Raw genomic sequence first — 21898 nt, forward strand, 5'->3', positions numbered from 1 at the left:
ACGGATATCCGTATTTATATATTATCTACCAAAAAATCACCTAATCCCCAACAACTGAAACAATTCCTCTTTCTTGTTCAGCGCAATCGAAATACTTTTTCCATTCACAAGTTCCACCATATTTCCGCTGAGACTTCGGATGGCTTCAAGATTGATGATGAACGAACGCTGAACTCGGAAGAATTTTGGTAAAGTCAAAACTTCATCCATCGATTTCAACGTTGCTAGAGTAGTGTAAGTTTCATTTTGGATGACGATTTTCAAATAGTCGCCTTGCGCTTCTACATAAAGGATTTCGTCTAAAAGAATCTTCGTGAGTTTTCCATCAGACTTAATGAAAATCCTGTCAGAATTGACTTGATGAACGGTTGATTTTTGCTTCAGTTCGATGTAATCTTTCGCCTTGTTCACAGCTTTCAAAAAACGGTCAAAGCGAACGGGTTTTACCAAATAATCTGTCGCTCCAGTTTCAAAACCGTCCAAAGCAAAATCTCTGTGAGCCGTGATAAAGATAATGACAGGCGGTTTTTCCAGACTTTTTACCAGATCCAAACCATTGATCTTCGGCATTTGAATATCACTGAAAATAAGGTCAACATTATTATTATTCTCCAAAAACATCAGAGCTTTTACAGGATCTTCAAAAGAATCCACAAGTTCCAGAAAATCAATTTCTTTCACGAAGTTTTCTATGATCTCTCTTCCGATTGGTTCGTCGTCCAAAACGATGCAACGCAGTTTTTCCATTTCTATAAATTGATTTTCAGTTCGACTTTAAAGCTGTTTTCAAGGGTTGTGATCTTCAGATCGTGTTGGTTTGGATATAGTAATTGAAGTCGTTTTTTGACATTTTCCAGGCCAATTCCACCAAATTCTTTTTTGATCTCTGTTTTGTCAAAATCATTTTCCAGAACAAAGTAAAAGGTGTCATTTTCCACTTTAATTTTCTGGTCAATAAACTGATTAGCACAATTCTTCAATCCATATTTGAAAGCATTTTCGATGAAGGTGAAAGTCAAAAGTGGCGCAATATAAAGTCCAGCAATGTGATCATCACCCAAAATTTCCAACTGGATATTTTTGTCTCTCGGATAACGCATTTTCTCAAGTTCAAAGTAGTTTCTGATGAAATCCAATTCCTTTTCCAGAGCCACTTTTTCAGAATTGGATTCGTAAAGTGTGTAGCTCATAATGTCAGAAAGATTCAAAACAACTTCTGGTGCGGAATCGTCTTTTCTCACAATCAAACCGTATAGATTATTCAAGGTGTTGAATAGGAAGTGTGGATTGAGTTGCGATTTCAAAAAATCTTTTTCAATATTGACGTTCTGGATCTCGACCTCTAGTTTTTGCTGTTGAAGTTGCGTCGTTTTGTTATAAATTCTCACAATCTCAAACAATATCTTCACAAAGAAAAAAGGTGACAAAATATAGATCACAAGCATAATGTTGGACAATACAACCTCTAGTCCAATGACTTCTTTAATGCTTTGATTCGCAAAAACTTTGATCAATCCATCGAATCTTCCAGTTTTGATTTCCCAACCTAAATAATGGTAGAGCCGAAACATAGAATTGTTGACAATAAGCCAAATATAAATACTGAAAGGAATTAATACTGATGTGATGATCAGGAAATTAGTAATTCTGAATTTCTTAATTTTTGGAAATATCAAATAGAAAAATCCATAAAAGATAACTGCATTGCTTACGAACGTCCTGAAAGTCATAAGGAAACATTCAAAATAAGTGATTTTGGAATCAAAACGATAGTAGACAAAAAGTAATGTAGAAAAGAAAAACCACATCATGAAATGGAAAATGATCTTCGGACTTGCATTGTAAAATCGTTCAAAGTCCTGCAGGAAATTTTAATCCGACAGTTGTTCTTTCGAGAAAGGGTTTTCTTGCATTTTGCTTGTATTAAAAGGCATTTTCAAAAATAGGCTTTTGATATTTTAATTTGAAATAAATCTAAAAGTTTTGTAAGATTTCCTCCACTTCTATTAGATTAAAATTCTTATCATTTTTGAAGAAATCATAGATCATCGCAGAGTGTCCGGCTCCGACTAGGATCAAAACATTCTTACTTCCTTTCTTGATCTGAGCCTGAAAATTAGCATAGATCAAAAGATTTCGTCTGTACCAATCCGCAACCAGATTGGCTCCGAAATAATTGTCAGCAACACCAATTTTATTAGCTAATGAAATGTAAAAACCTTTGTTGGATAATCTGTTGTCAGCGGTATTCAGACATTTTAAAGTTTTTATCAATTCGATTTCGTTAATGCAGGTCTTGTAGTCATTTGAGAAACTTTTCAGACTTTCAGAGAATTCATTTTTAAGTTCTTCATTCTCGCCAGCTTTCTTTTGGAGCAGGTCGAAACGCATTTCTGAGAAATGATCGATCGGATAGATGGAATCGTTTTTAGCCTTCTTTCCCAATCTGAAAGCCAGTTGATAGATCTCATTTTCCTTGTGCTTTTTCTTGGATCTCGTATTGGAGATCGTGTCTGTGATCTTATCAAAAGAATTATTGAGATAAGCTTGGTAAAGTTGATTCAGTTTCACTTTATTCGAAAATTCTTCCTCAACAAATATCTGCTCGGGTTTCAGTTTTTTATAAATCAAGTCTGTGATATACTCCAGTTCAGCTTGTTTTTTTGGTTCGAGGATATTACGGACCTGAGATTTTATCGCATCATTTCCCGGATTGTTGAAGTGGTAAGTGCCAAGAAGTACGACATTTATCTTGTCCTGAGAAAAGGTCAAGGAATTGAAAAATATCAGAGAAAGAACAAAAAATATTTTAGCAGTTTTCATAGCATTGAATTATTAACGGACCAAAAGTAAAATCGAAAAGGTTTTAAATCAATTATAATCGGTGAGAATGCATCTTTTTCCGTCAGAATTTAATTTTTCATCGATGAAGAAAAATCATTATTTTTATCGGGAAATAAATCAAAAACTATGTCGATCAACAGACGAGACTGGCTGAAAACCGCTTTCCTGGGAAGTGCAGCGCTCACACTTTCTCCACTTGAATTCCTTGCGAAAAATACCCCGAATTTCCACGAACTGAAGAACGATGAAAAAACCATCCGACTCTGCTTCAACGAGAATCCGTTTGGTGTTTCCCCGAAAGCTTTGGAAGCGATGCAAAAAAGTCTGAGTCTTTCCTCGATGTATGATTTCAAATTTGCGGATACTTTGAGTGCGAAGCTGGCAGATAAAAATCAATTGAAACAGGAGAATATTTTGGTGGCTGCAGGTTCATCTTTTTTGTTGGAATTGATCATTAAATATGTTTCGTTGAACAAAGGTCATTTCATCATTCCGGATCCGTCGTTTACGATTTTTGAACCGATTGGCGAATTCCTTGGAATGTCAAAAACCGTAGTTCCTTTGAATGAACAAAAGCGAATCGACCTTGACCAAATGAAAAGCGCGATCAGAAAAGATACAAAACTGATTTACATCTGCAATCCAAATAATCCAACTGGAGATCTGCTTTCAAGAACGGAAATTGAAAGTTTTATCAAATCTGTTCCAGACAATATCATGATTTTGGTTGATGAAGCTTACATCGAGTTTACCAACCAGAGATCTTTGAGCGATTTGGTCAATACTTATAAAAATCTGGTCGTAACGAGAACGTTCTCCAAACTTTATGGATTTGCCGGCGCAAGATTGGGGTACGCAATTGGAAATCCGACATTAATCAAAGAACTTAAGAAACTTCAAAGCTGGAGTGGCGCAGAAATCAGCGTGACGACGATGGCTGGCGCAATTGCAGCGTTGGAAGATCAGGAATTCATTTCCAAAGTTTTGGACAACAATCAAAAAGTGAAAGATTTTACAATGTCTGAATTCCAAAAAAGAGGCATCAAAACCATTCCGTCTTCTGCGAATTTCGTGTATTTTTCTTTGGATAATTATAAGGACAACTATTTCAAAAAATTGAAAGATTCGAAAATCCTGGGCGGAAAAACTTATGAACAAACTGGAAAATGGACGAGAATTAGTTTGGGGACGATGGAGGAGATGAAGGTTTATTTTGGAGCGATTTCTTGATTATATTAAAACTATAAAAAAACAATTTGGATTTAGAACAAGACTATCAAGTTAAACTTGACTTTGTTCGAAAGAACCGAGAACTGTTAGAAAATTATAGGTTTGAAAAAGAGGCTTCAAATTCAAAACAATTCGACCGATTAAGATTAAACATTGCAATTTACAATGATTTGAAATCGACAGATTTTGAAATTGTTAAATTTCTTTTTAACCAAGAAAGAGAATGGCGAAAATATGGAAAAGATGGTGATGTCGATAATCTATATTTTAGTGCTTTTATTCTAACGCTTTTCAATTCACCAGAAGTTATTTGGCAATTGTGTGAAACCAAAAGTACTGACTTTGATAGTTCGATTGGATTTGATGGCGAACATTTTTTAACATCTGGTATTGAAAAAACTTACGAATATTTAGAATCGGTAGATCATCCTTTGAAGTTTGATTTATTAGATTATATTGGACTTACAGAGTATTCTTGTAAATATTCACAAGAGCAAATAGATGAGTGGAAAAAGGATAGAATCTCATATTTTATAAATTATAAATTTCCAATTCGAGATGAATTAGATTTCCTTTATGCGACCAATGAAAAGGAATTATTTGTAACAAAATTTTTACAATGGATTAAGCAGAAAAAAAATTGGACGAGTGAAGAACTTGCTTTGTATCGAACTTATGCAAAATATTTGGAGGACAAGGCTTCAGAAATAGAAGCATTGAAATTAATAATTGAAAAAAATGATAATGATTTTATGATGGACATTTATAATTTGTCATTATCTGAATTGTACATTGAAGTATGTGACTATAATAAATCCTTCGAAATAATCTCAGAATTACTCCATAGTTCACCTAACAAAAATATTATTCGAGATGGTGTTCATCAACTTTGTACGATAATCATCAAAAAAAACATAGTAGATGATATGTCGCGAAATATTTTCAATACTATTAGTAGGCAAAAGAAAAAATATAAAAATTTTTCACCTTTGGTTGATGACTTAATCAATGAAGTAATTGCATTGATGAAAAGACAAGGATATTCCGAACAGAAAAATAAGTTACAACGAAGTAAGACTTCCTGGTGGAAGAGACTATTCAAGTAACTACGCCATAATATTGCTAAACTCCTTCCGATACTGCGAAGGACTCTGTTTTGTATGTTCCTTAAAAGTCTTGTTGAAATAACTGAAATTGTTGAAGCCGCTTTCAAAGCAGATTTCCGTAATGCTCATCGGTTGTTCGGCCAAAAGTTTCAGTGAGTGCGTGATGCGATATTCATTCACAAATTGCGTGAAGGTTTTGTTCGTAATTTTTTTAAAATATCTGCAGAACGAAGGAACAGTCATCGTTGCCAAACCTGCGACCTCTTCCAAACTGATCTGGTTTTTAAAATTATCTTTCACGTGATTGAAGATCAAATTGATCCTGTCATTATCCTCTTTTTGCGTTTGCAGATAGTATTTTGCAGCGTTAAGGATTTTGAAATCATTGGTGTGAGCTAGTTCATCCAAAATCTCTATCAGCTTCAGAAGTTTGTCCAGATAAGAAGATTCTGACAAAGCTTTGATCTTCGGCTCCAGTGCTTTCTTTACTTTTTCACCAAAGACGATTCCGCTTTTTGCCGACTGCAACATTTGGAAGATCCGGTTCATTTCTGGCGCATTCCAAAGTTCAGTTCCAAGGAAATCCTGGGAAAACTGGATCACGACCTCGTATTCGTTGTTCGTATTCTCATTCGTCATGCCGCAATGTGGTAAGTTGCTGCCGATCAGAATCAAATCACCATCTGAGAAGTAAGAGATATTACTTCCGATTTGTCTTTTCCCCGAACCACCACAGACAAAGATCAGTTCAATCTCTGGATGATAGTGCCAAACGTGCGATTTGATGTTCTCACTTTTGGTGAAGTGAAGACATGTAAAACTGCTTCCAATATTGGGTTTTATCGATTCGAAGGAAGGACTGTGGTGTTTCATTTGTCAAAATTACGAAATCTAAATTACATATTCAATATTGTCTTTAATATAGATTTAATATTTAATTAATGTTAATATAGAACATGTTTGTGAAAACGGGAATGTATTATTTCTTTATATTCAGATATACATTTGCATAGTAAAACAATTAAAAAGAAACATCATGAATAAGTTTATAAAATTAAGTTTTCTTGCGGCGTTGACTTTCATCTCTGCAAATGTTTTTGGAAAGGATAATGATTTTTCTCTTTCAATCGGAGAGGTTAAACAAAAGACGGTACACTTTGGGATTTCCAATGCGAAGAACGTTTCTATCTATGTTTACAACGATAATAAAAATGAGTTGTTCTCTGAAAGGATCAAAGTGGAATCTGCAGAGAAATCTTACAACATGAGCAACATGGCGGCAGGAACTTACTTCTTGGTTGCTGAGTCTGAAGGTAAAATTGAAAAATACAAAATTACTGTAGACGAAAATCAAGTAGTTGTGGATCAATCTCCAATCTCTGTGATGACGAAACCAGAATTTTTTGTGAACAAAAATATTGTGAAGTTAAAAATGAACGATGTAGTGGGTGATGTACGAGTTTCAATCTACGACACAGCAAACAATACTTATTATTCTAATGATAATGCAGTTAAAAACGGAATGATCGACCTTACTTTTGATTTGAATCCGGAAAATGCTGAAACATACATCATCAGTGTTGAAAAAGGCGACGACAGCTTCAGCAGAATGGTTACTTTGAAATAGTTTCTTTAAACTAAGGTTATATATATTATTTTCTAAAAGCTTCACATCGTGTGAAGCTTTTTTTATTTATTTAAAAACAATAAAATAAAAAAGCCCAATGTTGAATTGGGCTTTTAGTTTGTTTTAAAGAACTTCTTTGATGTGTCTGTAATTGCTGGAGATCGTATCCGCAACTTCTTTGAAGTTTCCGTCGAGCATCATTCTCGTCATTGCGATTCCCATTCCTTTCATCTGATCCCAGCCAACTTTCGGCGGCATTGCCAAAGCATTTGGATCTGTGAAAATATTCACCAGAACCGGGCCTTTGGTTTGTAAAGCGTCATCGATCGCTTCTTCCACTTTTTCCGGATCCGTTACATTGATGCCTTTGATCCCAAAAGCCTGCGCTAACAATCCAAAATCTGGATTGATCATATCGGTTTCGTTGTCTGGAATGCCGTTGACTTCCATTTCCAGTTTCACCATTCCCAAAGAACGGTTGTTGAAAACGATGATCTTGATTGGTAGATCATATTGTTTGATCGTTGCAATATCTCCCAATAACATAGAAAGTCCGCCGTCTCCGCAAAGTGCAATCACTTGCTTGTCGGGATTTGATAATTGTGCACCGATGGCCATTGGCATAGCATTCGCCATCGTTCCGTGACTGAAGGATCCTAGAAGTTTTCTCTCGCCGGTCGCTTCCAGATATCTTGCACCCCAAACGCAGCACATTCCTGTATCAACAGTGAAAATTGTGTCTTTATTAGCTTTGATGTTCAAAGTTTCGGCTACAAATTCTGGAGAAATATGATTTTCCTTTCCTTTGTCGTCCACATAAGTTCTGAGATTATTCTTTACAGTTTGATAGAATTCCAGTTGCTTATCAAGAAATTTTCTGTCATTATTTGTTTTGATTAATGGCAAAAGTTCAACCACAGAATCTTTGATCTTACCGGCAAATCCTCTTGTCAATTGCGCGCGTCTTCCCAAACGTTCCGGCTTGTCATCTATTTGAATGATGATTTTATCAACAGGCATAAATTTCACATAAGGAAAATCTGTTCCAAGTAATAAGATTATGTCAGCCTCATGCATCGCTTTGAAGGCGGAAGGCAAACCCAAAAGTCCTGTCATCCCTACTTCGTAAGGATTGTTGTACTGAATTCCCATTTTTCCACGGAAAGAATATCCGATAGGCGCTTTCAATTTCTCTGCCAAAGCAATTACTTCGGAATGCGCTTCCGATGCTCCAATGCCACAATAGATCGCTACTTTTTTTCCTGAATTCAAATGTTCCGCGATCCAATTGGTTTCTTCCTCAGAAGGAATCATTCTAGGATTGGTTTTGAAAACTGAATCTGAGCTGATGTTTTTTACCGAATCGGCTTCGAAAAGATCACCAGGCATTCCTAAAACTGCCACACCTTTTTGTGAAATGGCGTGTTGCAAAGCGGCTTGTAACATTCTTGGCGCTTGTTCTGGCGTTGTTGCAATTTGATTATAAACCGAGCAGTCATCAAATAATTTGATCGTATTGGTCTCTTGAAAATAGGAAGTTCCAAATTCTGAACTTTCACAAGTCGAAGCGATTGCCAAAACAGGGACATTGCCTCTGTTAGCTTCGTAAAGGCCGTTGATGAGATGAACGTGACCTGGACCCGAACTTCCTGCACAAACGGCCAGGCCTTCCAACTCAGCTTCAGCAGCTGCAGCGAAAGCGCCAACTTCCTCATGTCTCACATGGATCCATTTGATGGAACCTTCACGTTTTATAGCGTCATTTAAAAAATTAAGGCTGTCACCAGTGACAGCATATATGCGTTTAACTCCCGTTTTTACGAGGATCTCAACAAATTGGTCAGCGATATTTTTTGACATAGTTTTATGAATTAAATTAAAAAATAAAATTCACAAAAGATGTTCCAATCAAGGATATCTACTTATAATTAAATGTTAATTAAATCAATGAAAATGTTTTGGGAAAGCTTCTTGTGGCGATTGTTTCAGAATATTGATGAGAAACCAGGATTTGAGGAAACCATAGCCGTAAGAGAACATCTGAATGTAGGTAGAGATCACTGCCATGGAAGCGATACTGATATTCCGAGTTACGACCATCGCATGGAAAAGAACGAGAAATGTGTAAAGTCCGTACAAAGCGAGGATCAGTCCATTTCCCCAAACAAAATAATGGATAATTCCAACTAAATAACCTAGGAGAAATACGCTTGGAAACCAAAAAGTGAGCTTTGTGTAATGTGGATGTCTGTGATTCAAAATCGGTCTCGCACACCCGAATTGATAGACCTGTTTGGAGAATTTTCCAAAGTCTGTTCTGCGTTTGTGGTAAACGCCAATGTTGTCATAGAACATTGTCGTGTAGCCATTTTCCCATAGCGTCATCGAGAGGTCTGGATCTTCTCCGATTCTCATTTCGGAGAAGCCGCCAACTTTCAGGAAAATATCTTTGTTCACACCCATATTGAAGCTTCTAGGCTGGAATTTGGTCACGGCGCTTTTCTTTCCTCGGATTCCACCGGTCGTAAAAACCGAGGTCATAGAGTAGGAGATAGCTTTTTGCATCAGGTTGAAACCTTTGTGCGCTTTGTCTGCGCCACCAAAAGCATCGCAAGGATTATCAGTAAGATTTTTCTTGATGTTTTCAATGTAATCTGTCTCAACGATGACATCAGAATCTACGAAAACCAACCAATCATTTTTCGCGCGTTTTGCGCCATAATTTCTGGAGAGTCCAGGCCCGGAATTTTCTTTTCGGAAAAATTTGATGTCCAATTGTTCTTCAAATAATTCTACTGTTGGTAGGAGCGCGATCTTGGAACCATCATCCACGATTATCACTTCAAAATTTTTATCCGTTTGATGAGACAGAGAATTAAGAAGCTCGAACAATTCGTCTTTTCTGTTGAAGATGGCGATGATGATGGAGATTGTTGGATTCAAGTTGGAAATTATTGTAAAAATATTGAAATTAAATTTTGAATAATAGAAAAATGATGGCAAGAAAAATAGAACTTGAAATTAAACTAAATACAAAGCTCGGTATCATCAATGAATGAATTATTTTAAAATGATTGAGAACTATTAATGAAATCAATGATATGAAAATTGAACCAGTGAAACTCCACAAAAGTGTTGTGAATAAATTTTCAATTTCAAAAATTTCTGTTCTGAAAATATAAATTAACAAAACAGAAATTAATATTAATCCTAAAGAAATTAAACTCAATTTTTTATTGATTGGATCAATGTCAGCCTTATTCTCTTCGCTATTTCCAAACACGCCAAGAACTGACAACGCATCAAATAAAAAATCAAGAATATTCATCTTTTATTCCGCTTCCTTATTTATATATTTCCCTTTCTTAGAACCATCATACATTTCATATTGCAGGAATCTTGTTTCCAATTTACCATTGAACAATTTGATTTTTCTTGATGGTCTCAATCCGATTTTCTTTGGCGCATCAAGGTCGGCAGAGATCAGCCAAGCCAAAGTGTTTGGATAATGTTGTTTGAAAGTATCACCGATTTTTTTGTAGAAATCATCATCATTGATGGAAATTCTCTCGTCATATGGCGGATTGAAAACCATCAACAAAGGGAATAGGTCTTTCTCAGATTCGAAGAAGTTTTTGTTTCTAAGTGTGATGACATCTTCCATTTCGGCAGCCTCAATATTGACTCTCGCAATGTCCAAAGCATCATAATCGATATCGTAACCTACAATTTTCCCGGTGAATTCTCTCACACGGTTCAATCGCACATCTTTGATGGTTTTGAATAATTCTGCATCGTAGTTTTTCCAGTTTTGGAAACCGAAATTTCTTCTGAAAGTCTGCGCTGGAAGATCCATGGCGATCATTGCTGCTTCGATCAATAATGTTCCGGAACCGCACATCGGATCAAGAAAGTTGCCTTTTCCGTCCCAACCTGCTAGTTGCAACATTCCTGAAGCCAAAACTTCGTTGATCGGTGCAATGGTTTGTTCCTTTCTGTAGCCACGTTTGAAAAGTGGATCACCAGAACTATCGATAGAAATTGTTACTAATTCTCTATCGATATGAAGATGGAATTTGATGTCCGGATGGTCCTTGTTGACGCTCGGTCTCATCTTATATTTATCTTGGAAATAATCGACGATGGCGTCTTTCATTTTCAAGGTCATGAACTGAGAATGGTGGAATCTTTCAGAATTTACAGTCGCATCGATGGCAAAAGTCTGGTTTGGTTCCAAAAACTCGTCCCATTCAAATTTGAACAATTTATCATAATATTTACTTTCATTATAAGCCTTGAATTCCATGATAGGAATGATGATCTTAACGGCGGTTCTGCAAGAATAATTGAGCTTGTAAAGGAAACCCAAATCGCCTTCGCAAGTGACTGCACGGTTTTTGACTTCCACATTTTTACCTCCCAATTTCTTGATTTCTTCTGCCAAAATCTGTTCTAATCCAAAAAAAGTTTTGACCTGTATCTGAAGATTTTCTATATCCATTCTGCAAAATTAATGAATGATAATCGATAAATGATAATTGATTTGAAAAATCTATCATCTATATTCTATTTGTCTCACGCCAATTTTCACTATTTTTGCAAAATGCAATGGTTCGAAGAATGGTTTGATACGCCATATTATCACATACTTTACAAAAATCACGATTACAAGGAAGCGGAAGAATTTCTGAATCTCTTGACAGACTTTTTAAAAATTGAGAAAAATTCAAAAATAATAGATCTTGCTTGCGGAAAAGGCAGACATTCAATTTACCTTAATAAGTTAGGTTATGATGTTTTGGGACTTGACCTTTCTGAGCAAAGTATCAATTTTGATAAACAATTCGAGACAGAGACTTTGAAGTTTCAGGTTCACGATATGAGAAATCAGATTAAAAGTGAGCCTGTGGATGCAGTTTTCAATCTGTTCACCAGTTTTGGTTATTTCGAAACGGAAGAGGAAGATAGAAGTGTGTTTCGCTCTGTTTCAGATGTTTTGAAGGACGAAGGCTATTTTGTCCTCGATTTTCTTAATGCAGAATATGTTAAAAGCGTCATCACGCCAACAGCTTCTATAGAAAGAGAGCATATTATCTTTAATATCAAAAAACATATCGAAGGCGAGTACATCATGAAGGAAATTGATTTTGAAGATCAAGGCAAAAAGTTTCATTTTTTCGAAAGGGTCAAATTGACTCGACCAGAAAAAATATTACAATATGCTGAGGAATTTGGTTTTGAATTGGTCAAAAGATGGGGCGATTATCAGCTGAATGATTTTGACGAATCGAGTTCGCCAAGGTGTATTAATTTGTTTAAACGTCAGAAGGCGCAAGGCGGAAGAGGAAAGACTTCCAACCTCCAACTTCCAGCTTCAAACTAAGGATTATGATAATAATTTTACTACTCATATTAAGCGTTTTGGTCGGTGTTTTTCTAGGAAAATATTTCGGAAGCAAGCAACAGTTTGCGAAGAATCTCCTCATTCTAAGTGCAGGTTTTCTGATCACGATCTGTCTCAACGAGGTTTTTCCAGAAGTTTATGAAACCGGCGGCCATAATATTGGGATTTTTGTAATCCTTGGTGTTTTGATACAAATGCTGTTGGAAAATCTGACCAAAGGTTTTGAGCACGGCCACGTTCATCATGATTCTGATGATCATTCGATCATTCCGATTGCGTTAATCGCTGGATTGTTCGTTCACGCTTTTATCGAGGGAATTCCTTTGTCACACGAGAAGGAGACATTTTCGCCTTACCTTTTGGGAATCCTCTTTCATAACATTCCAATTTCTTTTGTCTTGGGAAGTTTCTTGGCACACAGCAAGAATTTCTCTACTAAATTTTGGGTCATCGTTTCTGTCTTTGCTTTGGCTTCACCATTGGGAATGCTGCTAGGAAGATATTTTGATGAAGACCTGAAGGTATATTTCCTGGCCGTAGTTGGCGGTATTTTCTTACATATTTCAAGCGTTATCATTTTTGAGAGCAATAAGAATCACAAGATGGATTGGCAGAAGATCATCCTTGTGATGGTTGGGGTCGCATTGGCGTTGACCGGACACCTTTTTCATCACCACTAAAAAACATTTTCTATTCTGACGGGAAAATCTTATTTTTACTCAAATTAATTTGATGGGATTTTTAGACCAAATATTCGGAAAGAAAGAGGAGCAGGATCAAACCAAAACACTTTGGAGAAAACTGGAATCCATGAAAGATCTGGATGCCGCTGTGGAACGCTCATTTCAGCAAAAGGTATTGATATTCAAACACTCGACACGCTGTTTTATCAGCAAGACGGTTTTGAAGTCTTTCGAAAAGCAGATGGAAAATTCTGATAAAGAGCAAACTTATTATTTCTTGGATCTGATCGTGAATCGTGATATCTCCAACGAAATTGAAAGTCGTTTCGACGTTACACATCAAAGTCCGCAGCTGATCGCCTTGGAAAATGGAAAAGCAATTTATAACGCTTCTCACCAAAGTATTGATCTGGATCAGATTTAATCAAAACTATTACATTCAAACATAATCATAGATGGAATATCATAATTTCCGCAACCACCTTTCGCAAATATTAGGCGTTCCTATTGCAAGTCTTGAGGTTTGCTCTACTTTTTACGAGATCAAAGAAGTGAAGAAAAACGAGATCATCCTAAGAGAAGGCGAGATTTCCGATTCTACTTTTTTCGTGGAAAAAGGTCTGTTGAGAATGTACTCTATCGACAAAGCTGGGAAAGAACACGTGATCCAATTTGCACCGGAAAACTGGATCATTTCTGATACGACAAGCCAATTGCTGAACGAGAAATCCAGATTTTACATAGAGGCTATCGAGGAAAGTACGGTGATCATTACGAAAGAAGGTTTCTTTGAAAATCTGTCCAAGATCTACCCAGATGTTGCAGAGAAAAACCAAAGATTGATGTTCAATCATATCAAGAGTCTGCAAAATCGTGTCAACGCGTTGATCAGCACAACGGCCGAGGAACGTTACATGGATTTTCTGAAAAAATATCCCAATCTAATGCTGAGAGCACCACAATGGATGGTGGCTTCTTATCTCGGGATCACGCCCGAAAGTTTGAGTAGAGTAAGAAAAGAATTGGCAAAGAAAAAATTTGAGATCTAATTTCTCAATGCGATATTTTCTCTTTCTGATATTACTTTCTGTTCAGGTCTTTTCGCAAACTAAACTCGCAGAAAAGCTTTCCAACAAAACATTTTCTGCAAAAGTCATCGGAATCATGGATGGTGATACGATGGAAATTCTTTACAATAATGTTCCTACAAAAATCCGTTTGGCGCACATCGATTGTCCTGAGAAAAGAGGAAAGCAGGCTTTTGGAAATAATGCTAAAATCGCCTTGTCAGATCTTTGTTTCGGAAGAATTGTAACGATCAAAGGTGAGAAATATGACCGATACAAAAGATTGATCGCAGTTGTCATCAATGATAAAAAGCAGAACGTGAATCAGGAAATGATAAAGCTGGGAATGGCTTGGCATTTCACAAAATATTCCAAAGATCCGGTTTATGCAAAACTGGAAATTGAAGCCCGAAAAAATAGAGTAGGACTTTGGCAAAATAAAGATTCAATCGAACCTTGGCTTTGGAGAGAAAAAAAGAAAAAATGAACTACGAAATTTTAAAAGCAAAAACTACAGATATCCCTGAGTTGTCTCAAATGATGAAGGATTTCTACGCCATCGATCTTTATCCTTTTGATGAAAAAGTGACGAATGAAAACTTCGCCAAATTCATTAATGAAGAAAAATATGGCGGTTGCTTCAAAATCCTCTTCGAAGGTCAAATTGCGGGCTACATTATTCTTGTAAAATATTTCAGCTTCGAATTTGGTGGTGAGATCTTGTTTTTGGATGAGTTGTTCATCAAGCCAGAATTTCAGGGAAAATCATTAGGCAAAAAAGCGCTGGAATTTGTTAAAGATTATTCGGTTGAAAAGAACTTTAAAGTCGTACTTCTAGAAATCGAAAACCATAATGACAAAGCGAAAAAACTCTATGAACATTATGGTTTCCAAAATCATAAAAGGAGTTTGATGATCCTTAAAAATTGATTCCCAAGTTTCTTAATTCTTCTCCCAGATCTGTTTCCGGTTTGATATGGATTGTTGCAAAACCTAGATTTTTCGCAGTGGCAATATTTTTTGCATTGTCATCAATGAAAACCGATTCCTCAGCTTTCAGATTATAGCGATTCAATAAAACTTGGAAGATTTCCGGATCTGGCTTGATGAGTTTCTCTGTTCCAGAAACTACGATCTTTCCTTCGAATACTTTGAAGAAATCGTAGTTTTCCAAAGCGTAAGGAAACGTTTCCTCAGACCAATTCGTCAATCCATAAAGATGAAATTTGCCTTCCAGTTTTCTCAGGACTTCAACATTTTTTGGAATGTCGCTTTTCAACATGGTGGTCCAGTTGTCATAATATGCACGGATCTCTGTTTCCCAATCTGGATGTTTTTCTATTAGAAATTCGGTTCCTTCTTTCAAAGTTCTGCCTCGGTCTTGCTCGATATTCCATTCATCTACCGCAATGTTTTTGAGGAAAAATTCCATCTTCTCATCATCATTAAAATAGGTTTTGAAAAAATACCTCGGATCCCAATCCATCACAACACCTCCGAAATCGAATATTATATTTTTAATTTTCATTTTTAACTATTAATTTCATTAACAACTTCATTCACTTTCTTTAAATAAATTTCCTTCTGCTCATCCGTTGCAAAAGAATAGTTGAAAGAATTTCTCACCAATGTTACAATCTCTTCTTTTGAAAGATTTAAAGCTTCCTGAACCTTTACGAAATTCGCATTCATATAACCACCAAAATATGCAGGATCATCAGAGTTCACAGTTGCTTTGATGCCTTTATCCAGAAGCTTTTTCAAAGGATGATTGGTCAGCACATCGGTATTTCTCAATTCCAGATTGGAAAGCGGACAAACTGTTAAAGCCAAATCTCGTTTGACGATTTCCTGAACCAGATTTTCATCTTCCAAACATCGGTTTCCGTGGTCGATCCTTGCAACTTTCAAAACGTCGATGGCTTCCCAAATATATTCAGTTGGACCTTCCTCGCCAGCGTGGGCAACGGGAATGTAACCTTCTTTGACAGACACTTCAAACACATTTTTGAATTTGCTTGGCGGATTTCCCATTTCGGAAGAATCCAATCCTACAGCTGTGATAAGATCTTTATAAGGAAGTGATTGTTTCAAAGTTTCAAACGCCGATTCCTCGGACAAATGTCGCAGGTAACTCATGATGAATAACGAATTGATTCCCCACTTTTCCTTTGCATCGATTCTTGCTTTTTGCAAACCGTTGATCACCGTTTCAAAAGCAATTCCACGTTCTGTATGTGTTTGTGGATCAAACATTATTTCGGTGTGAATCACATTATTTTCATAACATTTTTGATAATAGGCCATCGCCAGATCATAGAAATCCTGCTCGTGGATCAGAACGCCAGCTCCAGCGTAATAAATATCAAGAAAATCCTGAAGACAAGAGAATTGATAGGCTTTCTTGACTTCGTCGATGGTTTTGTAAGGAATCGCGATCTGGTTTCTTTGGGCAATCTCGAACATCAGCTCTGGTTCGAAACTTCCTTCGATATGCAAATGCAATTCAGCTTTTGGAAGTGCTTTGATAAAATCCTTCATAGTTTTTGATTTATTCAAATTTAATAAAAAAGGCTTTAGAAATGATTCTAAAGCCTCAATATCATATAAAAGTTAACTTTTATTTATCAATGGATCCCATTACTTTTTGAGCAAATGAGTTGAGCGCATCTTTTTCGCTCATTCCATTGTTGACGTTTGCGTGAACTTCAAGCGCACCGCAAATGTTGGTAATCAATTCTCCCGCAACGTTCAGATCTTCCTCAGAAACATTTCGGAATTCTGAAAAACTTTCCAAAACTTCCAAAGTCGCTTCCAGATTTTCTGGCGTTTGGTTTTGATAAAACTGTCTTATGATGGGTAATTTCATTATTTTAGATTTAAGGATTAAAAAAATTAAATGATTAAAAAAAATAGAAACGATTTAATTTTAATTCTTAATCTCTGAAAATAATGTAGTCAAACTATCCGCTTTGTTTGTTTGAACCTGGCTTTTCAAAGCGCCACCTTCGAACACTGCAAACGTTGGCAAATTGTCAACTGTCGCCAACTTTCTGCTTTCTGGCAATTTCTCTGCATCTACGTAATAGAAAGGAATCTCGTCATTTTCTGAAGCCAATTTTTTGAATTTTGGTTTCATAATCCTGCAGTTTCCACACCACGTTGCACCATACTGAACCATCACTTTATCATTCTCACTTACAATCTGTTGCAAGTTGTCTTCTGTAAGTTCTATGTACATAATTTTATAAATTTAGCAATGTAGCAGTTTACAATTTATCCAATAATCAATTTATTGTTAAACTGTTACATTTTTTCATTGTTATATTAATTCTTGCTGAAGTATTCTGCAACACCAGTTCTGTTGGCATTCATTGCTTCTTTCCCTTCTTCCCAGTTTGCAGGACAAACTTCACCGTGTTTTTGAACGTGAGAATAAGCGTCGATCAAACGAAGATATTCTTTAACGTTTCTTCCAAGTGGCATATCGTTTACAGACTCGTGGAAGATCTTTCCAGTTTCGTCGATCAAATAAGTAGCTCTGTAAGTTACGTTAGAACCTGTGTAAACCTCGTTTCCTTCTTCATCGTAATCTAAATCCTGATCTACGATTCCAAGGATGTTTGCCAATTGTCTGTGTGTGTCAGCTAGGATCGGGTAAGTTACACCTTCGATTCCGCCGTTGTCTTTTGGTGTGTTCAACCAAGCGAAATGTACTTCATTTGTATCGCAAGATGCACCGATGATCACTGTATTTCTTTTTTGAAATTCTGGTAAAGCCTCTTGGAAAGCGTGCAATTCTGTAGGACAAACAAAAGTGAAATCTTTTGGATACCAGAACAAAATCACTTTTTGCTGATTGTTTACTGCTTCTTCAAAAACGTTGATTTTAAGATCGTCGCCCATTTCGCTCATTGCATCAATCGCTACATTTGGGAATAATTTTCCTACTAATGACATAATATTTAAGTTTTAATTGTTATTTTTTGATAGTGCGAAATTACAAAGATTTTGTGAATTGAATATTAAATATCGATTTATAAAATCTATCAAGATGAAAGTCTGGAAACTAACGGTGTTATCAAGGAATTGCGACATGTTGAATCGCCAGGTTACTTACTGACTACCAAATTCTTTAAATTTATCAATCAAATTTCAAACAAATCATTAACTAAAAATTTATTCGAGTCAAACTTTTCTGATAAATTTCAAATGGAAAATTCTTACTTCCGCTTTGATATGTTTGCATTTTTTTTAATAATTTCGCTCGATTGAAAAGCATAAGCTAAAAAAACACGATGAGCGAACTACATTTGAAAACACTGAATCAAAAGAATGCTTTTTAATTCTCTCAATTTTGCGGTTTTCCTTCCAATTGTATTTATTCTGTATTGGTTTTTCACCAACAGAAATCTCAAGCTTCAAAATGCATTACTGCTGATTTCCAGCTATTTCTTCTATGCGTGTTGGGATTGGCGATTTATGTTTCTGCTGTTGTTTTCGACATTGCTCGATTACTTTACTGGTCTGAAGATGGAGGATTCACAAGATCAAAAACATCGAAAAATATGGTTTTGGTTGAGCATAATTATCAACCTTGGATTTTTAGGCGTTTTTAAATATTATAATTTCTTTGCAGAATCTTTTGCAGAAAGTGTTTCTCATTTTGGATGGAAAGTAAGTCCATTGATGTTGAATATTATTTTGCCCGTTGGAATTTCATTTTACACTTTTCATGGTCTTTCGTATGTCATTGACATTTATAAAAATAGAATAAAAGCAGAGCGGAACTTTGTAGATTATGCCGTTTTTGTAAGCTTTTTTCCACTTCTAGTTGCAGGTCCCATTGAGCGAGCGACTCATCTTATTCCTCAAATCAAAAAACAAAGAACCTTCGATTATTCAAAAGCTGTAGATGGATTGAGACAGATACTTTGGGGACTTTTCAAAAAAATTGTGATCGCCGATAACTGTGCAGAATATGCCAATTACATTTTCAACAATTCTGCAGATATGAATGGAAGTACGCTAGTTCTAGGTGCTTTATTCTTTACTTTTCAGATCTATGGAGACTTTTCTGGTTACTCAGATATTGCTTTGGGAACAGCAAGATTATTTGGAATCGAACTCTTACGGAACTTCTCATTCCCATATTTCTCTAGAGATATCGCCGAATTCTGGAGACGATGGCATATATCGCTTTCCTCATGGTTCAAAGATTATTTGTACATTCCATTAGGTGGAAGCAAGGGCGGCAATTGGATGCGAATCCGGAATACGTTTATCATTTTTCTCGTCAGTGGATTCTGGCATGGTGCGAATTGGACATTTATCGTTTGGGGATTTTTGCACGCCTTATTTATATTACCGTCGATCATTTTGAAAACCAACCGGAACAATTTGGAGATTGTAGCGCAGGGTAGAATGTTTCCATCCTTGAAAGAATTTTTGCAGATTGTAATTACATTTTCTCTAACCGTATTCGCATGGATATTTTTCCGGGCAGAAAATATTGGTCATGCAATCAGTTATATTAATGGAATCCTCCAACCTTCGATCTTCAGCTATCCCAAATTTGAGGGAATGGAAAATGCTTGGACCACTTTCGTACTGATCCTATTATTTTTATTGATCGAATGGCAAGGTCGTGAGAGCCAATATGCTTTGGAAGGGATGAAGAGAATCAATTCAAAATCCACGCGATGGCTTAGTTACGCGATCATTCTTTTGGTGATCTATTTTTATGGCAATTTTGGAGAAACCGTAGAGTTCATCTATTTTCAATTTTAAAGATATCAGATATGAAAAAGTTTATTTCTAATCTCTTTATTTTTTTGATGATCGTATTCTTGTTCAATGCAGTCGTGTTTGTGTTTGCCAATGATAATTATTACAAAGGTTACAAAGAGTTTCCCAATAAAAAATATCACTCATTCATCATGGCGGACTCACATGGAATGCCTCTTGATCAATTTGCTGAGAAATTTGAGGTTTATAATTTCTCTTCAAACAGTGATTCTTATTTTGATATTAAGAGGAAGATCAATTATCTGATAGAAAATCGTTACAAGGTAAAAACGATCTACATCACGGTCGATGGTCATACGCTGAGTCCTTACAGAGATGCGAATAACAACACCGATAAAAGCATCATCTACACTTCCGAAATTACGCCTAATTACATCAAAGAGAAGTATTTGAAATATTACTCTCCAATTCTTCAATTGAAGGTCAATCCATTATTCAGAAACTATCTGGAGCAAAAAGTTGAAAATCTTGTAGTTGGAAAAAAAGATGTTTCAAATGATATCATCTGGAGCAAGCTTTCGAAAAAAGAGCAGATCAAAAGGTCAGAAGAAAGAGTAGCAGGACAATTTCCAACAAAAAATAGAAGTCAAAAATTAGAAAAGACATTATTGGAAATCATCCAATTATGCAAAGTCAATGGCATCGAATTGATAGGAATTAAATTTCCAGCTTCAGAAACTTATCTGAAAATAGTTGGCAAAAGAAATTATGGCGCCGACCAATTATTCCTTTCCAATGGTTTGAAGGTCATAGATTATGAATTATCTTTCATCAACAATGATGACTATTTTGGTGATCAGGATCATCTCAATCCAAAAGGTGGTGAGGCATTTGTAGAAAAATTATTAAAATAAAAAAACACCACGGTTGAGTGGTGTTTTTGATATGATTTGGATTGATAGATTAGAATTTTTCTACACAATCTTTAATTCTTTTCATCGCCTCTCTTAGGTCTTCCTCCGAAGCTGCATAAGAAAAACGGATACATTCTGGACTGCCGAAACTTACACCGCCAACACAACCAACGTGTGCATTTTCCAAAAGGAACATAGCGAAGTCGTCAGCATCTTTGATCTCGGTTCCATTCAGATTTTTTCCGATGAAATAGGAGATGTCTGGGAAGAAGTAGAAAGCACTTTTCGGCAGGTTGCATTTGAAACCTTTGATATCTTTCATCAATTCAAAAACAAGGTCACGTCTTTTGTGAAATTCCGTGATCATGTATTGCAATTCTGATGGGTCCATTTGCATCGCAGTGATAGACGCTCTTTGTGCAACGGTATTGGCTCCACTGGTCATTTGACCCTGAACTTTGTCACAAGCACTTGCCAGCCATTCCGGACAGGCAGAATAACCGATTCTCCAGCCTGTCATTGCAAAAGCCTTGCTCATCCCGTTGATCACAGCGGTTTGCTCATAAACTTGTGGAAAACTAGCGATAGAAACATGTTCACCTTCATAATTGATGAACTCGTAGATCTCATCTGAAATGATGGTCACATGCGGATATTTGGCAACAACATTCGCGATAGCTTCCAATTCTTCTCTCGTATAATAACTTCCGGAAGGATTACAAGGCGAACTGTAAAGCAATACTTTGGTTTTCGGTGTAATGGCTTTTTCCAATTGCTCAGCCGTAAACTTAAATTCTGTATCGATGGAAGTCTCGATGAAAACGGAAGTTCCGCCAACCAATTTTACCATCTCATCATAACTAACCCAATATGGCGCAGGTAGGATCACTTCATCGCCATCATTCACGATCGCCGAGAGAACATTGATGATTGACTGTTTTGCGCCATTGGCAACGCAGATCTGGTTTGGTTTGTAGTCCAATCCATTGTCTCTTTTTAGTTTTGCGGCTATGGCTTGTCTTAATTCCAAAAATCCCGGAACAGGAGAGTAGTGGCTGTAGTTCTCATTGATCGCATCAAAAGCAGCTTGTTTGATCTTCTGGGGAACATCGAAGTCTGGTTCTCCCAAAGTCAAGCTGATCACATCTATTCCTGCGGCCTTCATATCGCGCGCCTTGTTGCTCATCACGAAAGTCTGAGAATAACTCAGTCTGTTCAATCTGTCCGAAATTTTACTCATGAAACTATTGTATAATTAGATTTAATGACAAATAT

General features: G+C 36.3%; 25 protein-coding genes. 11 read left to right on the forward strand and 14 right to left on the reverse strand.

The genetic code is table 11. The features are described from left to right. Nucleotides 1-36 precede the first annotated feature (36 nt). The 3 genes from BMW39_RS15480 to BMW39_RS15490 form a co-directional block, all read right to left on the reverse strand. Nucleotides 37-747, reverse strand: coding sequence for a LytR/AlgR family response regulator transcription factor (locus tag BMW39_RS15480; RefSeq protein ID WP_034974723.1), 711 nt, complete (start codon nucleotides 745-747; stop codon nucleotides 37-39). Between the two features lie 2 nt (nucleotides 748-749). Then, complete coding sequence (locus BMW39_RS15485) at nucleotides 750-1730, reverse strand: sensor histidine kinase (protein ID WP_245750494.1); 981 nt, start codon at nucleotides 1728-1730, stop codon at nucleotides 750-752. Between the two features lie 244 nt (nucleotides 1731-1974). Further along, complete coding sequence (locus tag BMW39_RS15490; RefSeq protein WP_034974727.1) at nucleotides 1975-2823, reverse strand: DUF5694 domain-containing protein; 849 nt, start codon at nucleotides 2821-2823, stop codon at nucleotides 1975-1977. Between the two features lie 147 nt (nucleotides 2824-2970). Here BMW39_RS15490 and BMW39_RS15495 point away from each other — a divergent pair, with 147 nt between their 5' ends. Both BMW39_RS15495 and BMW39_RS15500 read left to right on the forward strand, forming a co-directional pair. Beyond that, nucleotides 2971-4074 (forward strand): pyridoxal phosphate-dependent aminotransferase, encoded by a 1104-nt coding sequence (locus tag BMW39_RS15495; RefSeq protein ID WP_034974729.1) that lies wholly within the window; start codon nucleotides 2971-2973, stop codon nucleotides 4072-4074. 26 nt (nucleotides 4075-4100) lie between these two features. Beyond that, nucleotides 4101-5180: a hypothetical protein gene (locus tag BMW39_RS15500; protein WP_034974731.1), complete on the forward strand. Its 1080-nt coding sequence runs from the start codon at nucleotides 4101-4103 to the stop codon at nucleotides 5178-5180. Here the strand turns inward: BMW39_RS15500 and BMW39_RS15505 are convergent, their stop codons facing one another. Next, complete coding sequence (locus BMW39_RS15505) at nucleotides 5181-6053, reverse strand: AraC family transcriptional regulator (RefSeq protein ID WP_034974732.1); 873 nt, start codon at nucleotides 6051-6053, stop codon at nucleotides 5181-5183. Between the two features lie 163 nt (nucleotides 6054-6216). On the opposite strand from BMW39_RS15505, the gene BMW39_RS15510 reads away from it, so the two are divergent. After that, nucleotides 6217-6807, forward strand: a complete 591-nt coding sequence (locus BMW39_RS15510; RefSeq protein WP_034974733.1) for a DUF3244 domain-containing protein — start codon at nucleotides 6217-6219, stop codon at nucleotides 6805-6807. A 123-nt stretch (nucleotides 6808-6930) separates the two neighbouring features. Here the strand turns inward: BMW39_RS15510 and BMW39_RS15515 are convergent, their stop codons facing one another. From BMW39_RS15515 to BMW39_RS15530, 4 genes are all read right to left on the reverse strand, one after another. Beyond that, entirely contained in the window at nucleotides 6931-8667 is a 1737-nt protein-coding gene (locus BMW39_RS15515; protein ID WP_034974734.1) for a thiamine pyrophosphate-dependent enzyme, read from the reverse strand. Nucleotides 8668-8751: 84 nt separating this feature from the next. After that, nucleotides 8752-9750, reverse strand: a complete 999-nt coding sequence (locus BMW39_RS15520; RefSeq protein WP_034974889.1) for a glycosyltransferase — start codon at nucleotides 9748-9750, stop codon at nucleotides 8752-8754. Nucleotides 9751-9778: 28 nt separating this feature from the next. Beyond that, complete coding sequence (locus BMW39_RS15525) at nucleotides 9779-10135, reverse strand: hypothetical protein (protein ID WP_034974737.1); 357 nt, start codon at nucleotides 10133-10135, stop codon at nucleotides 9779-9781. 3 nt (nucleotides 10136-10138) lie between these two features. Beyond that, a complete protein-coding gene (locus BMW39_RS15530) occupies nucleotides 10139-11308 on the reverse strand; it encodes a THUMP domain-containing class I SAM-dependent RNA methyltransferase (protein ID WP_034974738.1) in 1170 nt (389 codons plus the stop codon). Between the two features lie 102 nt (nucleotides 11309-11410). On the opposite strand from BMW39_RS15530, the gene BMW39_RS15535 reads away from it, so the two are divergent. The 6 genes from BMW39_RS15535 to BMW39_RS15560 are packed head-to-tail and all read left to right on the forward strand — an operon-like array spanning nucleotide 11411 to nucleotide 14891. Then, complete coding sequence (locus BMW39_RS15535; RefSeq protein WP_051879890.1) at nucleotides 11411-12190, forward strand: SAM-dependent methyltransferase; 780 nt, start codon at nucleotides 11411-11413, stop codon at nucleotides 12188-12190. A gap of 8 nt (nucleotides 12191-12198) precedes the next feature. After that, entirely contained in the window at nucleotides 12199-12891 is a 693-nt protein-coding gene (locus BMW39_RS15540) for a ZIP family metal transporter (protein WP_034974893.1), read from the forward strand. A 52-nt stretch (nucleotides 12892-12943) separates the two neighbouring features. Beyond that, entirely contained in the window at nucleotides 12944-13318 is a 375-nt protein-coding gene (ytxJ, locus tag BMW39_RS15545; protein ID WP_034974740.1) for a bacillithiol system redox-active protein YtxJ, read from the forward strand. 31 nt (nucleotides 13319-13349) lie between these two features. After that, nucleotides 13350-13943: a Crp/Fnr family transcriptional regulator gene (locus BMW39_RS15550; protein WP_034974742.1), complete on the forward strand. Its 594-nt coding sequence runs from the start codon at nucleotides 13350-13352 to the stop codon at nucleotides 13941-13943. Between the two features lie 7 nt (nucleotides 13944-13950). Further along, nucleotides 13951-14448: a thermonuclease family protein gene (locus BMW39_RS15555; RefSeq protein WP_051879891.1), complete on the forward strand. Its 498-nt coding sequence runs from the start codon at nucleotides 13951-13953 to the stop codon at nucleotides 14446-14448. Further along, nucleotides 14445-14891 (forward strand): GNAT family N-acetyltransferase, encoded by a 447-nt coding sequence (locus BMW39_RS15560; RefSeq protein WP_034974895.1) that lies wholly within the window; start codon nucleotides 14445-14447, stop codon nucleotides 14889-14891. The genes BMW39_RS15555 and BMW39_RS15560 overlap by 4 nt, the downstream gene beginning before the upstream one ends. Here BMW39_RS15560 and BMW39_RS15565 read toward each other — a convergent pair. The 5 genes from BMW39_RS15565 to BMW39_RS15585 form a co-directional block, all read right to left on the reverse strand. Next, nucleotides 14881-15489, reverse strand: coding sequence for an HAD family hydrolase (locus tag BMW39_RS15565; RefSeq protein ID WP_034974745.1), 609 nt, complete (start codon nucleotides 15487-15489; stop codon nucleotides 14881-14883). The two genes, BMW39_RS15560 and BMW39_RS15565, sit on opposite strands and share 11 nt — an antisense overlap. A gap of 2 nt (nucleotides 15490-15491) precedes the next feature. Continuing rightward, entirely contained in the window at nucleotides 15492-16502 is a 1011-nt protein-coding gene (locus tag BMW39_RS15570; RefSeq protein ID WP_034974746.1) for an adenosine deaminase, read from the reverse strand. Between the two features lie 79 nt (nucleotides 16503-16581). After that, nucleotides 16582-16830: a DUF6952 family protein gene (locus tag BMW39_RS15575; RefSeq protein ID WP_034967957.1), complete on the reverse strand. Its 249-nt coding sequence runs from the start codon at nucleotides 16828-16830 to the stop codon at nucleotides 16582-16584. Between the two features lie 60 nt (nucleotides 16831-16890). Next, nucleotides 16891-17202, reverse strand: a complete 312-nt coding sequence (locus BMW39_RS15580) for a thioredoxin family protein (protein ID WP_034967960.1) — start codon at nucleotides 17200-17202, stop codon at nucleotides 16891-16893. Nucleotides 17203-17288: 86 nt separating this feature from the next. Further along, nucleotides 17289-17921 (reverse strand): peroxiredoxin, encoded by a 633-nt coding sequence (locus BMW39_RS15585; RefSeq protein ID WP_034974748.1) that lies wholly within the window; start codon nucleotides 17919-17921, stop codon nucleotides 17289-17291. Between the two features lie 375 nt (nucleotides 17922-18296). Between BMW39_RS15585 and BMW39_RS15590 the strand changes: the two genes are divergently transcribed. After that, nucleotides 18297-19751 carry an MBOAT family O-acyltransferase gene (locus BMW39_RS15590; protein WP_034974749.1) on the forward strand — a complete coding sequence of 485 codons (1455 nt, stop codon included), beginning with the start codon at nucleotides 18297-18299 and terminating at the stop codon, nucleotides 19749-19751. 11 nt (nucleotides 19752-19762) lie between these two features. Next, nucleotides 19763-20623, forward strand: a complete 861-nt coding sequence (locus BMW39_RS15595; RefSeq protein ID WP_034974751.1) for a hypothetical protein — start codon at nucleotides 19763-19765, stop codon at nucleotides 20621-20623. A 49-nt stretch (nucleotides 20624-20672) separates the two neighbouring features. On the opposite strand, the gene BMW39_RS15600 is transcribed toward BMW39_RS15595, so the two are convergent. Further along, entirely contained in the window at nucleotides 20673-21863 is a 1191-nt protein-coding gene (locus tag BMW39_RS15600; RefSeq protein ID WP_034974753.1) for a pyridoxal phosphate-dependent aminotransferase, read from the reverse strand. Between the last annotated feature and the right edge of the window lie 35 nt (nucleotides 21864-21898).

The sequence above is a fragment of the Epilithonimonas lactis genome (assembly GCF_900110605.1).
In the GTDB taxonomy this organism is placed as follows: Bacteria; Bacteroidota; Bacteroidia; order Flavobacteriales; family Weeksellaceae; genus Epilithonimonas; species Epilithonimonas lactis.